Source organism: Streptomyces sp. NPDC057543 (assembly GCF_042801895.1).
Lineage (GTDB): Bacteria > Actinomycetota > Actinomycetes > Streptomycetales > Streptomycetaceae > Streptomyces.
The window spans coordinates 1-13,886 of the sequence record NZ_JBHVFF010000238.1; the positions used below are offsets into that span (position 1 = coordinate 1).

Below are 13,886 nucleotides of genomic sequence, written 5' to 3' on the forward strand. Positions count from 1 at the left end.
TTCCTGCGTTCATGGCCTCATCCGCGTCCGTCGCGCCCGGCCAGGGCAAGGCATGCCTGGCCGGCCAGTGATGTGGTGGGAGAGAGACGCTGGACCAGTGAGACTCCGTCAGAATCAAGTGCGGGCAGTGGTTCTGAGCACCCCTGATCTCAGGGTATGCTTTACCTCGTTGCCACAGCGCAGCAGGCCCCAATAGCTCAGTCGGTAGAGCGTCTCCATGGTAAGGAGAAGGTCTGCGGTTCGATTCCGCATTGGGGCTCAGGCAAGATGAAAGGCCCTCACCATCCGGTGAGGGCCTTTCGCATGTCTCGATGCTTTCTTGATGCTCTGCGGCTCAGGCCCCGATGAAGGGCGGTCAGGTGGTGGGCGGTTCGGGGACGCGCATGGCGAGGATGGCCATGTCGTCGGAGGCCGGCTCGGCGGCGAAGCGTTCGACCGCGCGCAGGATGCGTGCAGCCACCGCGCCGGCCGTGAGTCCCGTACAGGTGGCCAGCACGTCGGCCAGGCCGTCGTCGCCGAGCATGCGGGTGCCCTCACGGCGTTCCGTGACGCCGTCGGTCACGCACAGCAGGACATCGCCCGGGGCCAGGGTGACCGTCTGCTCGTACAGTTCGAGGTCCTCGATGACGCCCAGCAGCGGCTGAGGTTCGGCGGCTGCCTCGACCGAGCCGTCCTGGCGCAGGCGCAGCGGCAGGGGGTGCCCCGCGCAGACCACCTTCAGCAGAGCGCTGCCGTCCTCCTGCGGCCACAGCTCCCCGTACAGGAGGGTCAGGAAGCGGCTGCGGGCGCCCTCGTCCAGGATGGCGGCGTTGAGGCGCTCCAGGACGGCCGGGCCGCCGAAGCCCTCGCGGGCGAGGAGGCGCAGGGCGTGGCGGGCGAGACCGGTGACGGCCGCGGCCTCCGGACCCGTACCGCAGACGTCACCGATGGCGAATCCGTAGGCGCCGTCGCGGATCGGGAAGACGTCGTAGAAGTCGCCGCCGACCTCGTTGCCCTCGCCCGCGGCGCGGTAGATGACCTCGATCTCGACATTGGGGACCTCGGGCAGACCCGGCGGCAGCAGGCTGCGCTGGAGGGACTGACTGATCGCCATGCGCTCCGAGTAGAGACGGGCGTTGTCGAGTGCCAGGGCGGCGCGCCGGGAGAGGTCCTCGGCCAGTTCCAGGATCTCCTGCCGGAAGTGGTCGTCGGAGGGCTTGCCGAGCGTGAGCATGCCGATGACGCGGTTTCGGGCGACGAGCGGCAGGACCACGGTCTCTCCGCCCACCGCCGCGGCGGTAGCGAGCGTCGTATGGGCGCCGGCGCCGAACCCGCCGGGTTCGCCGAGGCCGAGCGTGCGCATCGAGGCACGCAGGGCAGCCTGGTGTGCGGCCTCGGACGGGGCCGCCCAGACGCGGGCACCCGGGGTCGGTACCGGGTCCGGAGGAGCGATCTTCGAGAGCAGGGCCTTGAGGCCGTCGATGCGTTCCTCGTCCTCGTGCAGTACGTAGGAGAGGTACGGCTCCGAGGACTGGTCGGCGATCGTGTAGACGGCGCACCAGGTGGCCAGAGTGGGGACTGTCATCTGGGCCATCAGGGCCAGGGTCTGGTCCCGGTCGAGGGTGCCCGCGAGCAGGTCCGAGGCCTCGACGAGGAAGGAGAGGGAGCCGCGGCGCAGACGCTCCAGCTCGCCCAGGCGGGCCGATTCGACGGCCAGCGCGATGCGGTCCGCGGCGAACTGGAGGCGCAGGGCCTCCTCGTTGGAGTAGCGCCCGGCCGCTTCCGCGGCGACCCCCAGCGAGCCCGTGAGGCGTCCTTCGACCTTCAGCGGGACGGTGACGACGGAGCGCATCCCGGTCCCGCCGAGCAAGGGAACGGCGCCGGGAACGTTGTCGAGGTCTTCGTGGACGGCGGGCATCCGGGCGGAGCCGTAACGTCCGGTGCCTGCCTCCACCGGGACCCGGGCGAATCGCTGGCGGGCTGAGGGCAGGCCGGTCGTGGCCCGTACCTCCAGTTCCGTTTCGTCGTCCGTCGCCAGCAGAAGGAAGGCCGAATCGGCGTCGAGCATGTCGCGGGCCCGCTCGACGGTGCGCTGGAGCAGGCCGTCGAGGTCGTCGGGGGCAGGGGAGCCGATGAAGATCTCGAACGGATCCGTCTTGTGGCCGTCGGCGTGCGTGTCGGACACCGGTGCGCGGACCGGGGACTGGAGGACGGCGCGTTCGTAGTCGCGAACGAGCAGACAGACCGTGGACGGTTCGCCGCGGGTGTCGCGGACCCGGAGATGCGAGGCGTAGACGGGGATGGTGCGGCCGTCGGCGCCCCGGATTCCGTAACTGCCCTCCCAGCGCGAGAGCCGCAGTGCCTCGGCGATTCCGGTGTTGGTGCCGGGCGTCTGCGGCCAGGCGGTGAAGTCGGTGAGCTGTTTCCCGGTGACCTGGTCGGCGGTGTATCCGAAGAGGAACGCGGCGTCCTCGTTCCAGGCGGCGATGGAACCGGAGCTGTTGATCTGGACGACGGCCACCCGGACGCGCTCGTCCGCGACCGGGAGCAGCCCGACGGGGAGCAGCGGGCCGGCGGAGCGGATACCCACCGGGCGTTCGGGAAGATCGAGCTGGAACCACACGTGTTTGTGGGTGGGCGAATACTCGACGCCCCACCGGGAGGCGAGCGCCGCGCAGAGCAGCAGCCCGCGGCCGTTCTCGCGGTCCGGGCTGCCGAAGTCCAGACCTGTGCTCTGGAGCGGGATTTCGCGTTCCGGATAGTGGTCGGAGACCTCGACCCGTACGCCGTCCTCCGTACGCAGGCACAGCACGTCCGCTGCCGTGCCCGCGTGCACCACGGCGTTGGTCACGAGCTCGCTGGTGAGGACGACGGCGTCGTCGACGACATCCGTGTATCCCCAGCCTTGGAGGGTGTCACGGACAAAGGTGCGGGCGGTCGCGACCGAGCGCCCTACCGGGTCGAAGGTGGCAGCCGCGCGCGCGGTGATCACAGCACTCCCCATTTGGTGTCTCGTCGCTTCCCCGAGTCCTGTGCCCGTTTCTCGCCGCTTCGATTCGCTTGCCAGGCTAGACGCTCGGTCTCGGTACCGGGTACACGAGGGCCGACTTCGGGCAGCAACGACCAGTAACAGTCACAGGACCGGACAAGTGTGGGCTTCCCAACAGGGGTATGTGGAACAACCGTTGGAGGCTGCACCCCGATCGGGTCGGGCCTGGTACGTTTCAACGATTTGACGTCCGCATGGTCACCCGTCGACGGTGGGCAGCGGCGGTAGTCAATGAGGAACTGGGCAGGGTCCCAGACAAGGCCCGAACGATACGGTCAACCCCTGCGGGAGGGATCACGGTGGAGTCTGGCGTGGCGGCGCGGGGAACAGGCACGCGCACAAAAGGCGGACAGCCCGTGAAGAAACAGCGCAATGGAACCATGGACGTCGACGCGGCGGCGCTCAACAGACTCCTGGCGGGCCTGGTCGCGATGCGCGACGGGAACTTCCGTAGGCGTCTGACCGTCTCGGGCGACGGCGTGATGGCGGAGATCGCGGCGGTCTTCAACGAAGTCGCCGACCGCAACCTCCACCTCACCGGTGAGCTGGCCCGGGTGCGGCGGGTGGTCGGACGTGAGGGGAAGCTCACCGAGCGGCTGGAGACGGGCGCCTGCGAGGGCTCCTGGGCCGCCGCCATCGACGCCTCCAACGAGCTGGTCGACGATCTGGCCCGGCCGGTCTCGGAGGTCGGGCGGGTGCTGTCGGCGGTCGCCGACGGTGATCTCGAACAGCGTATGGAGCTGCGGTCGCACACGGCCGACGAGACGGTGCGGCCGCTGCGCGGCGAGTTCCTGAAGGTCGCCCGTACTGTCAACAACCTGGTCGACCAGTTGTCGGCGTTCACCGAGCAGGTGACGCGGGTCGCCGTCGAGGTGGGTACCGAGGGCAAGCTGGGCGGGCAGGCCCAGGTGCGCGGGATGTCCGGGTCGTGGAAGGACCTCACAGACTCCGTGAACACCATGGCGTACCGGCTCACGGCGCAGGTGCGGGACATCGCCCTGGTGACGACGGCGGTCGCCAAGGGGGACCTGTCGCGGAAGGTAACCGTCCATGTGGCCGGCGAGATGCTGCAGCTCAAGAACACTGTCAACACGATGGTCGACCAGTTGTCGTCGTTCTCCTCCGAGGTGACCCGGGTCGCCCGAGAGGTGGGCACGGAGGGCGAGCTGGGCGGGCAGGCGACAGTGCCCGGTGTGGCCGGGGTGTGGAAGGACCTCACCGACTCCGTCAACACGATGGCCGGCAACCTGACCTCCCAGGTGCGCGGGATCGCCGAGGTGACCACGGCCGTCGCCAACGGCGACCTGTCACAGAAGGTGACGGTGAGCGCCCGGGGTGAGGTCGCGCAGCTGGCCGAGACCATCAACCAGATGACCGAGACGCTGCGCACCTTCGCGGACGAGGTGACCCGGGTGGCCAGCGAGGTCGGTGGCGAGGGGCTGCTCGGCGGACAGGCCCAGGTGCCGGGGGCGGCCGGTACCTGGAAGGACCTCACCGACTCGGTGAACACGGTCTTCCGGAACCTGACGACCCAGGTGCGCGACATCGCGCAGGTGACCACGGCGGTGGCCAGCGGTGACATGACGCAGAAGGTCACCGTCGACGTGGCCGGCGAGATGCTGGAGCTGAAGAACACCGTCAACACGATGGTGGACCAGCTTCAGTCCTTCGGTTCGGAAGTGACTCGGGTGGCCCGGGAGGTCGGCGTCGAGGGCCGGCTCGGCGGTCAGGCGGAGGTGCCGGGGGCCGCGGGGACCTGGAAGGACCTCACGGACTCGGTGAACACGGCGTTCCGGAACCTGACGGGGCAGGTGCGCGACATCGCGCAGGTGACGACGGCGGTCGCCAACGGTGATCTCTCGCAGAAGGTCACCGTCGATGTCGCGGGCGAGATGCTGGAGCTGAAGAACACCGTCAACACGATGGTGGCGCAGCTGTCGTCGTTCGCCGATCAGGTGACGCGGATGGCGCGTGACGTGGGCACGGAGGGTCGCCTCGGCGGCCAGGCGCGGGTCGACGGCGTCTCCGGTACGTGGAAGGAGCTCACCGACTCCGTCAACTTCATGGCGGGGAACCTGACCTCCCAGGTGCGCCAGATCGCGCAGGTGACCACGGCGGTGGCGCGGGGCGACCTGTCGCAGAAGATCGATGTGGACGCTCGCGGCGAGATCCTGGAGCTGAAGAACACCATCAACACGATGGTCGACCAGCTTTCCGCCTTCGCCGACCAGGTGACCCGGGTCGCCCGTGAGGTGGGCACCGACGGGCGGCTCGGCGGCCAGGCGCAGGTGCCGGGTGTGGCCGGTGTGTGGCGTGACCTGACCGATTCGGTCAACGGCATGGCGGGGAACCTCACCGCCCAGGTCCGTAACATCGCTCAGGTCGCCACGGCGGTGGCGCGCGGTGACCTGTCGCAGAAGATCGATGTGGACGCCCGCGGCGAGATCCTGGAGCTGAAGAACACCCTCAACACGATGGTGGACCAGCTCTCGAACTTCGCCGAGCAGGTGACGAGGGTCGCCCGCGAGGTGGGTACGGAAGGCATCCTCGGCGGCCAGGCCGAGGTGCAGGGTGTGTCCGGTACGTGGAAGGACCTCACCCAGTCCGTCAACGGGATGGCGAACAACCTGACCCTGCAGGTCCGTAACATCGCCGAGGTCACCACCGCGGTCGCCAACGGCGATCTCTCCAAGAAGATCACGGTCGATGCCAAGGGCGAGATCCTCGAACTGGTCACGACCGTCAACACGATGGTCGACCAGCTGCTGAACTTCGCCGACGAGGTGACGCGGGTCGCCCGCGAGGTGGGTACCGAGGGCATCCTCGGCGGTCAGGCCAGGGTGCGCGGTGCGACCGGTATCTGGAAGGACCTCAGCGACAACGTCAACCTGATGGCCAACAACCTGACGAGTCAGGTGCGGAACATCTCCCGGGTCTCGTCAGCGGTCGCCAACGGCGATCTGACGAAGAAGGTCACCGTCGAGGCGCGCGGCGAGGTCGCCGAACTCGCCGACACCGTCAACACGATGGTGACGACGCTGTCGTCGTTCGCCGATGAGGTGACGCGGGTCGCCCGCGAGGTGGGTACGGAAGGTGAGCTGGGCGGTCAGGCACGCGTTCCGGGGGTCTCCGGTACGTGGAAGGACCTCACCGAGTCCGTGAACTCGATGGCGTCCAATCTGACCGGTCAGGTGCGGCAGATCGCCACGGTCACCACGGCCATCGCCAAGGGCGACCTCACCAAGAAGATCGACATCGACGCGCGCGGCGAGATCCAGGAGCTGAAGAACACCATCAACACGATGGTCGACCAACTGTCCTCGTTCGCCGAGCAGGTGACCCGGGTGGCCCGTGAGGTGGGTACCGAGGGCCAGTTGGGCGGCCAGGCACGCGTCCGGGACGTCGACGGCACCTGGCGCGACCTCACCGAGTCCGTGAACGAGATGGCCGGGAACCTCACCCGTCAGGTGCGGGCGATCGCGGCCGTCGCCACGGCGGTGACCCGCGGCGACCTCAACCTCAAGATCGATGTGGACGCGGCCGGCGAGATCCAGGCCCTGCAGGACAACATCAATACGATGATCGCCAACCTGCGGGACACCACGGCCACCAACAAGGAGCAGGACTGGCTGAAGGGCAATCTCGCCCGGATCTCCGGCCTGATGCAGGGGCGGCGCGATCTCGACGACGTGGCCTCGCTGATCATGAGTGAGCTGACCCCGGTCGTCTCCGCGCAGCACGGTGCGTTCTTCCTGGCCATGCCGACCGGTGACACCGACGCGGTGGGAACGGACAGCGACAAGGACAACGCGTACGAACTCCGTATGAGGGGCAGCTACGGATATTCGGCGGGGTCGATGCCGACATCCTTCCGGCCCGGTGAGACCCTCATCGGCACGGCCGCGGAGGAGAAGCGGACCATCCAGGTGGACAACGTTCCGCCGGGCTATCTGAAGATTTCCTCCGGGCTCGGCGAGGCGCCTCCCGCGCATGTGATCGTGCTTCCGGTGCTCTTCGAGGGGAAGGTTCTCGGTGTGATCGAGCTGGCCTCGTTCCAGCCGTTCACGCATATTCAGCGGGACTTCCTCAACCAGCTCGCCGAGATGATCGCGACGAGCGTCAACACCATCAGCGTCAATACGAAGACCGAGAAGCTCCTTGAGCAGTCGCAGGAGCTGGCCGCGCAATTGCGGGACCGATCACAGGAGTTGGAGAACCGGCAGAAGGCGCTCCAGGCATCCAACGCCGAACTGGAGGAGAAGGCCGAGCTGCTGGCCCGGCAGAACCGGGACATCGAGGTCAAGAACACCGAGATCGAGGATGCCCGGCAGGTTCTGGAGGAGCGCGCCGAGCAGCTCGCGGTCTCGATGCGGTACAAGTCGGAGTTCCTGGCGAACATGTCGCACGAGTTGCGTACGCCGCTCAACTCGCTGCTCATTCTTGCCAAACTGCTCGCGGACAACGCCGAGGGGAATCTCTCGCCGAAGCAGGTGGAGTTCGCCGAGACGATCCACGGGGCCGGTTCCGATCTGCTGCAGCTGATCAATGACATCCTCGATCTGACGAAGGTCGAGGCGGGCAAGATGGACGTCAGCCCGACCCGGATCGCGCTGGTCCAGCTCGTCGATTATGTGGAGGCGACCTTCCGGCCGCTCACCGCGGAGAAGGGGCTCGATTTCTCCGTACGGGTCTCGCCGGAGCTTCCCGCGACCCTGCACACGGACGAGCAGCGGCTGCTCCAGGTGCTACGCAATCTCCTTTCCAACGCGGTTAAGTTCACCGACAGCGGGGCGGTCGAGCTGGTGATCAGGCCGGCCGGCGAAGACGTGCCGAACGCCATCCGCGAGCAGCTCCTGGAGGCCGGCTCGCTGCGTGAAGCCGACGCCGATCTGATCGCCTTCTCCGTCACCGACACCGGTATCGGGATCGCGTCCAGCAAGATGCTGGTGATCTTCGAGGCGTTCAAGCAGGCGGACGGTACGACCAGTCGCAAGTACGGCGGTACGGGGCTCGGCCTTTCCATCAGCCGGGAGATCGCCCGGCTGCTGGGCGGTGAGATCCACGCGGCGAGCGAGCCGGGCCGCGGCTCGACGTTCACGCTGTATCTGCCGCTGCACCCGAGCGAGTTGCCGCCGCAGGGGTATCCGCAGATCGGCCCGGGGCCGGGTGAGACACATGGTGCCGCAGCCGAGGAAGGTCTGTTTGCGGAGGCCGGTCCGAGCGCTGAACCGACGGCCGCCGCGCAGGATTCGGCCGGTGCGCCGGGTGGTTCCGATGCCGTTGGTGGCGCCGGTGCCGCGGGTGCCGCTGGGCTGATGCGGCGGCGCCGCACGACTCTGGGGGGCACGGAGCGACGGCCCGTGCTGCCGTCCCGCGCCGCCGATCCGCAGGAGCCGTGGGCGCTCGGCAGTCAGGAGGAACCGGAGGCTCGCAGGGCGTTCCGGTTCCACGGCGAGAAGGTACTGATCGTCGACGACGACATCCGTAACGTCTTCGCGCTCACCAGCGTGCTGGAGCAGCACGGTCTTTCGGTGCTGTACGCGGAGAACGGACGCGTGGGCATCGAAGTCCTCGAACAGCACGACGATGTGACGGTCGTACTGATGGACATCATGATGCCGGAGATGGACGGCTATGCCACGACGACGGCGATCCGCCGGATGCCACAGTTCGCCGGCCTGCCGATCGTCGCGCTGACCGCGAAGGCCATGAAGGGCGACCGGGAGAAGGCGATCGAATCCGGCGCTTCCGATTATGTGACCAAGCCCGTCGATCCTGATCATCTCCTTTCCGTAATGGAGCAGTGGATGCGCGGAGAGTGATCATTAGTTGCGAGAATCGCCATGAGTTGTTGATCGACTGCGCTCGCAGGAGTGTGAGAACGCGCTGTACGGGGAACCTTCTCGTCCCCCGCTGCGTTTCTGCTGTGTGCACAGTGACATCGCGGTGACAGGGTGTGGTGACGGGCGGGGTGCGGCTACCATGACCGGCACAAGGACGGACGGCGTAAGGGAGTCGTCCCCTGGGGCGGCGCCCGGTGCAATTCCGGGGCGAGGAGGGCGGGCCAGGATGCAGAAGGCCAAGATCCTCCTGGTCGATGACCGGCCGGAGAATCTGCTGGCGCTGGAGGCCATCCTCTCTGCGCTCGATCAGACACTGGTACGGGCATCGTCAGGGGAGGAAGCGCTCAAAGCGCTGCTCACGGACGACTTTGCGGTCATTCTGCTGGACGTCCAGATGCCGGGCATGGACGGTTTCGAAACCGCCGCGCACATCAAGCGGCGGGAACGGACGAGGGACATCCCGATCATCTTTCTCACCGCGATCAATCACGGTCCACATCACACCTTCAGGGGTTACGCGGCGGGCGCGGTGGACTACATCTCGAAGCCGTTCGACCCGTGGGTGCTGCGGGCCAAGGTCTCGGTCTTCGTCGAGCTGTACATGAAGAACTGCAAGCTGCGCGAGCAGGCGGCGCTGCTGCGGCTCCAGCTGGAGGGCGACAGCAACGGCGGCGCGGGCCACGAGAAGGAGCCCGCAGGGCTGCTGGCCGAGCTCTCGGCGCGGCTCGCGGCCGTCGAGGAGCAGGCCGAAGCGCTCTCCAAGCAGCTCGACGACGAGTCGGCGGACGCCGCGGCCGTGGCCACCGCCGCCCACTTGGAACGCAAACTGACGGGCCTGCGCCGGGCACTCGACGCGCTGGAGCCCGGCACCGGAAGCGGCGCGACCGTGCTCCCCTCGTAACGTCGTACCGCTCGCGACTCCACCACGGGACGGTCCGGCGGTCCGACCTCCGGCGGGGAACGGGCGGTTGCCCGGGCCGTCGGGCCAACTGCCCCGCTGTCCCGGCCGTTCGGCGGTTTGACGGCTCGCCGGTTTGATGGGTCGTCGTTCTGGTGGGTCGGTGGACCGGTCAGGACTTCCGGTGGCGGGGAGGCGTGAGAGCACGTCAGTTTCCGGCCTCTGCCCGGCGACACGGTCGGGTGAAGCGGCAGGCGCACGTGTTCACGGCCGCCGACACCGGTAACCTCGGCACCATGGCCTCACGTACGTCCGGCAAGGGTTCCCAGGGCACGGCGGGCACCGCGAAGCGCGTCGGCCGTACCGCGGGGCCGGCCAAGAAAGCCGCGCCCGCCAAGAAGACCGCAGCGAAGAAGACCGCGCCCGCGAAGAAGGCTCCCGCCAAGAAGGCGGCCGCGCCCAAACCGGCGCCGTCGCCCACCGGCGGTGTGTACCGCCTGGCGCGCGCCGTCTGGCTCGGCGCGGCCCACGCCGTCGGTGCGATGTTCCGCGGCATAGGGCGCGGCGCCAAGGGACTCGACCCCGCACACCGCAAGGACGGAGTCGCGCTGCTGCTGCTCGGTCTCGCACTGGTCGTCGCCGCGGGCACCTGGTCGAATCTGCGCGGGCCCGTCGGCGATCTCGTCGAGATGCTCGTCACCGGAGCCTTCGGCCGGCTCGATCTGCTCGTGCCGATACTGCTCGGCGCCATCGCCGTACGGCTGATCCGCTACCCGGAGAAGCCCGAGGCCAACGGACGCATCGTCATCGGACTCTCCGCCCTCGTCATCGGGGTGCTCGGACAGGTCCACATCGCGTGCGGATCGCCCGGCCGGGACGACGGCACCACGGCGATGCAGGACGCGGGCGGGCTCATCGGCTGGGCAGCCTCCAAACCGTTGATCTACACCATGGGCGAGGTCCTCGCCGTACCGTTGCTGTTGCTGCTCACCGTTTTCGGGTTGCTCGTCGTCACGGCCACCCCGGTGAACGCCATTCCGCAACGACTCCGGCTGCTCGGCACCAAGCTGGGCATCCTCGACCCGGTGTACGACCCCGAGGCCGACGAGGAGAACGACGACGAGCGCTACGACGAGCAGTGGCGCGAGGCACTGCCCGCCCGCTCCCGCCGCTCCTCCGCGCGCCGCACCGGAGCGCCCGCGGAGTACGACCCCGATGAGGCGGAGGCCGACGCGCTCTCCCAGCGCCGTCGGCCGCGCAGGCCCTCCGTGCAGCCCGCGATGAACCGGACCATGGACGCGGTGGACGTCGCGGCGGCCGCGGCCGCCGCGCTCGACGGGGCCGTACTCAACGGCATGCCGCCCTCGCCGATCGTCGCCGACCTCACCCAAGGCGTCTCCGTCGAGCGCGAACGCCCGGGCTCGCCGGTGCCGGGCGCCCGGGAGGGCGAGCCCGCCACCGGGGCAGGGAAACAGGAGAAGGGGGCGGCGCCCTCGGGCGGCGTACCCGATCTGACGAAGCCCGCACCCGACCGCTCGCAGTCCCAGCCGCTGCCGGCCCGCGCCGAACAACTGCAGCTCTCCGGCGACATCACCTACGCGCTGCCCTCGCTCGACCTGTTGGAACGCGGCGGGCCGGGCAAGACCCGCAGCGCCGCCAATGACGCGATCGTCGCGGCCCTGACGAACGTATTCACCGAGTTCAAGGTCGACGCCGCCGTCACCGGCTTCACCCGCGGACCGACGGTCACCCGGTACGAGGTGGAGCTCGGCCCCGCGGTTAAGGTCGAGCGGATCACCGCGCTCGCCAAGAACATCGCGTACGCCGTCGCCAGTCCCGACGTCCGGATCATCTCCCCGATCCCGGGCAAGTCGGCGGTCGGCATCGAGATTCCCAACACCGACCGGGAGATGGTCAACCTCGGCGATGTGCTGCGCCTCGCGGACGCCGCCGAGGACGACCACCCGATGCTGGTCGCGCTCGGCAAGGACGTCGAGGGCGGCTATGTGATGGCCAACCTGGCGAAGATGCCGCACGTGCTGGTGGCCGGCGCGACCGGTTCCGGCAAGTCGTCCTGCATCAACTGCCTGATCACCTCGGTCATGGTGCGGGCGACGCCGGACGACGTGCGGATGGTGCTGGTCGACCCCAAGCGGGTCGAGCTGACCGCGTACGAGGGCATCCCGCACCTGATCACGCCGATCATCACCAACCCGAAACGTGCCGCCGAGGCGCTCCAGTGGGTCGTACGGGAGATGGACCTGCGCTACGACGACCTGGCCGCGTTCGGGTACCGGCACATCGACGACTTCAACCAGGCCGTCCGCAACGGCAAGGTCAAGCCGCCGGAGGGCAGCGAGCGCGAGCTCTCCCCGTACCCGTATCTGCTGGTGATCGTCGACGAGCTCGCGGACCTGATGATGGTCGCTCCGCGCGACGTGGAGGACGCCATCGTCCGCATCACCCAATTGGCCCGCGCCGCCGGTATCCACCTGGTGCTAGCGACCCAGCGTCCCTCGGTCGACGTCGTCACCGGCCTGATCAAGGCGAACGTGCCCTCCCGGCTCGCCTTCGCCACGTCCTCGCTGGCCGACAGCCGGGTCATCCTCGACCAGCCCGGCGCCGAGAAGCTCATCGGAAAGGGTGACGGTCTGTTCCTGCCGATGGGTGCCAACAAGCCCACCCGTATGCAGGGCGCCTTTGTCACCGAGGACGAGGTCGCGGCCATCGTCCAACACTGCAAGGATCAGATGGCGCCGGTCTTCCGCGACGACGTGGTGGTCGGCACCGCCAAGAAGAAGGAGATCGACGAGGACATCGGCGACGACCTGGATCTGCTCTGCCAGGCCGCCGAATTGGTTGTCTCCACCCAGTTCGGATCCACCTCGATGCTCCAGCGCAAGCTGCGGGTCGGCTTCGCCAAGGCCGGCCGGCTGATGGACCTGATGGAGTCGCGGAACATCGTCGGGCCGAGCGAGGGATCCAAGGCGCGCGACGTCATGGTGAAACCGGACGAGCTGGACGGGGTGTTGGCACTGATCCGCGGGGAAACCGCTTCGTAGGTGAAGTCGGGCAACCGTTTCGCCGGGTCGTACGTCAAGTTGGAGGGAGGGACGGCAGGATTGACCTTCCAGAGGTGGCCCGGAGCATCGGACAGTGTTCGAGTCCGATGGCGTACAAAGTCCTTCCTCCCGGTTGCCTCACCCTTTCGTACCCCCCCTAGACTGAACGCCCAGCAGGTGGCTCACGCTCGAAAGGCGCCCCCGTGTCCATCGGCAACTCCCCCGAAGACGACCGGCCTTCGATCGGTCGAGTGCTTCAGCAGGCTCGTATCGCCGCAGGTCTCACGGTCGAAGAGATCAGTTTGTCCACCCGGGTGCGCATCCCCATCGTGCACGCGATCGAAGAGGACGACTTCTCCCGCTGTGGCGGCGACGTGTACGCGCGCGGCCATATCCGTACCTTGGCGCGTGCTGTCGGGACCGATCCGGAACCACTGGTTTCGCAGTACGACGCCGAGCATGGCGGCCGTCCCGCACCCACGCCCGCGGCGCCGCTGTTCGAGGCCGAGAGAATCCGTTCCGAACCCCGTCGGCCCAACTGGACGGCGGCCATGGTCGCGGCGATCGTCGCCGTCGTCGGTTTCGTCGGCTTCACCTTCTTCAAGGGCGGCGACGACGGCCCCTCGGCCACGCAGGTCGCGGAAGGTTCGACGCCCAACACGAAGAGCCCCGAGCAGAAGACCAGCAAGCCCGTCGATCCCAAGCCGGTGCCTTCCGACGGTGCCATCGCCGCGGCCCCCAGGGACAAGGTGACGGTGAAGCTCAGCGCCAGTCAGGGCAAGAGCTGGATCTCCGCCAAGGACCACAACGGGCGGCTGCTGTTCGACGGCCTGCTGGCCCAGGGCCAGTCCAAGACCTTCCAGGACCAGGAGCGGGTCGACCTCGTCCTCGGCAACGCCGGGGCCATCGAGCTCTTCGTGAACGGCAAGAAGGTCGAGGAGAAGTTCCAGCCCGGTCAGGTCGAGCGGCTCTCGTACACGAAGGGCGACCCGGCGGTCGGCTGACCCGTATACACACGTTCCCGAGCGGTACCGGCAGCGGTATCAGCAACGCGG

Annotated in this window: 5 protein-coding genes and 1 tRNA gene; 5 read left to right on the forward strand and 1 reads right to left on the reverse strand. The window is 68.2% G+C overall.

Annotation, left to right across the window (positions count from 1 at the left end):
* The first annotated feature begins 186 nt into the window (after positions 1-186).
* A tRNA-Thr gene (locus ACFU8Q_RS30710) sits at positions 187-259 on the forward strand.
* A gap of 96 nt (positions 260-355) precedes the next feature.
* On the opposite strand, the gene ACFU8Q_RS30715 is transcribed toward ACFU8Q_RS30710, so the two are convergent.
* The gene (locus ACFU8Q_RS30715; RefSeq protein ID WP_384459987.1) at positions 356-2,983 is read right to left on the reverse strand and encodes a SpoIIE family protein phosphatase; all 2,628 of its coding nucleotides are present in this window, start codon (positions 2,981-2,983) and stop codon (positions 356-358) included.
* A gap of 401 nt (positions 2,984-3,384) precedes the next feature.
* Between ACFU8Q_RS30715 and ACFU8Q_RS30720 the strand changes: the two genes are divergently transcribed.
* The 4 genes from ACFU8Q_RS30720 to ACFU8Q_RS30735 all read left to right on the forward strand — a co-directional run bounded on the left by ACFU8Q_RS30720 (position 3,385) and on the right by ACFU8Q_RS30735 (position 13,835).
* Entirely contained in the window at positions 3,385-8,850 is a 5,466-nt protein-coding gene (locus ACFU8Q_RS30720; protein ID WP_384459990.1) for a HAMP domain-containing protein, read from the forward strand.
* Positions 8,851-9,097: 247 nt separating this feature from the next.
* Complete coding sequence (locus tag ACFU8Q_RS30725) at positions 9,098-9,772, forward strand: two-component system response regulator (protein WP_384459993.1); 675 nt, start codon at positions 9,098-9,100, stop codon at positions 9,770-9,772.
* A 293-nt stretch (positions 9,773-10,065) separates the two neighbouring features.
* On the forward strand, positions 10,066-12,831 hold the full coding sequence (locus tag ACFU8Q_RS30730; RefSeq protein ID WP_384459996.1) for a DNA translocase FtsK: 2,766 nt from the start codon (positions 10,066-10,068) through the stop codon (positions 12,829-12,831).
* A gap of 203 nt (positions 12,832-13,034) precedes the next feature.
* A complete protein-coding gene (locus tag ACFU8Q_RS30735; RefSeq protein ID WP_384459999.1) occupies positions 13,035-13,835 on the forward strand; it encodes a helix-turn-helix domain-containing protein in 801 nt (266 codons plus the stop codon).
* Positions 13,836-13,886: the final 51 nt, after the last annotated feature.

Coding starts and splice junctions, on each gene's coding strand:
- ACFU8Q_RS30725 (WP_384459993.1), top strand. CDS start 9,098: ATGCAGAAGGCCAAGATCCTCCTGGTCGATGACCGGCCGGAGAATCTG.
- ACFU8Q_RS30715 (WP_384459987.1), bottom strand. CDS start 2,983: ATGGGGAGTGCTGTGATCACCGCGCGCGCGGCTGCCACCTTCGACCCG.
- ACFU8Q_RS30730 (WP_384459996.1), top strand. CDS start 10,066: ATGGCCTCACGTACGTCCGGCAAGGGTTCCCAGGGCACGGCGGGCACC.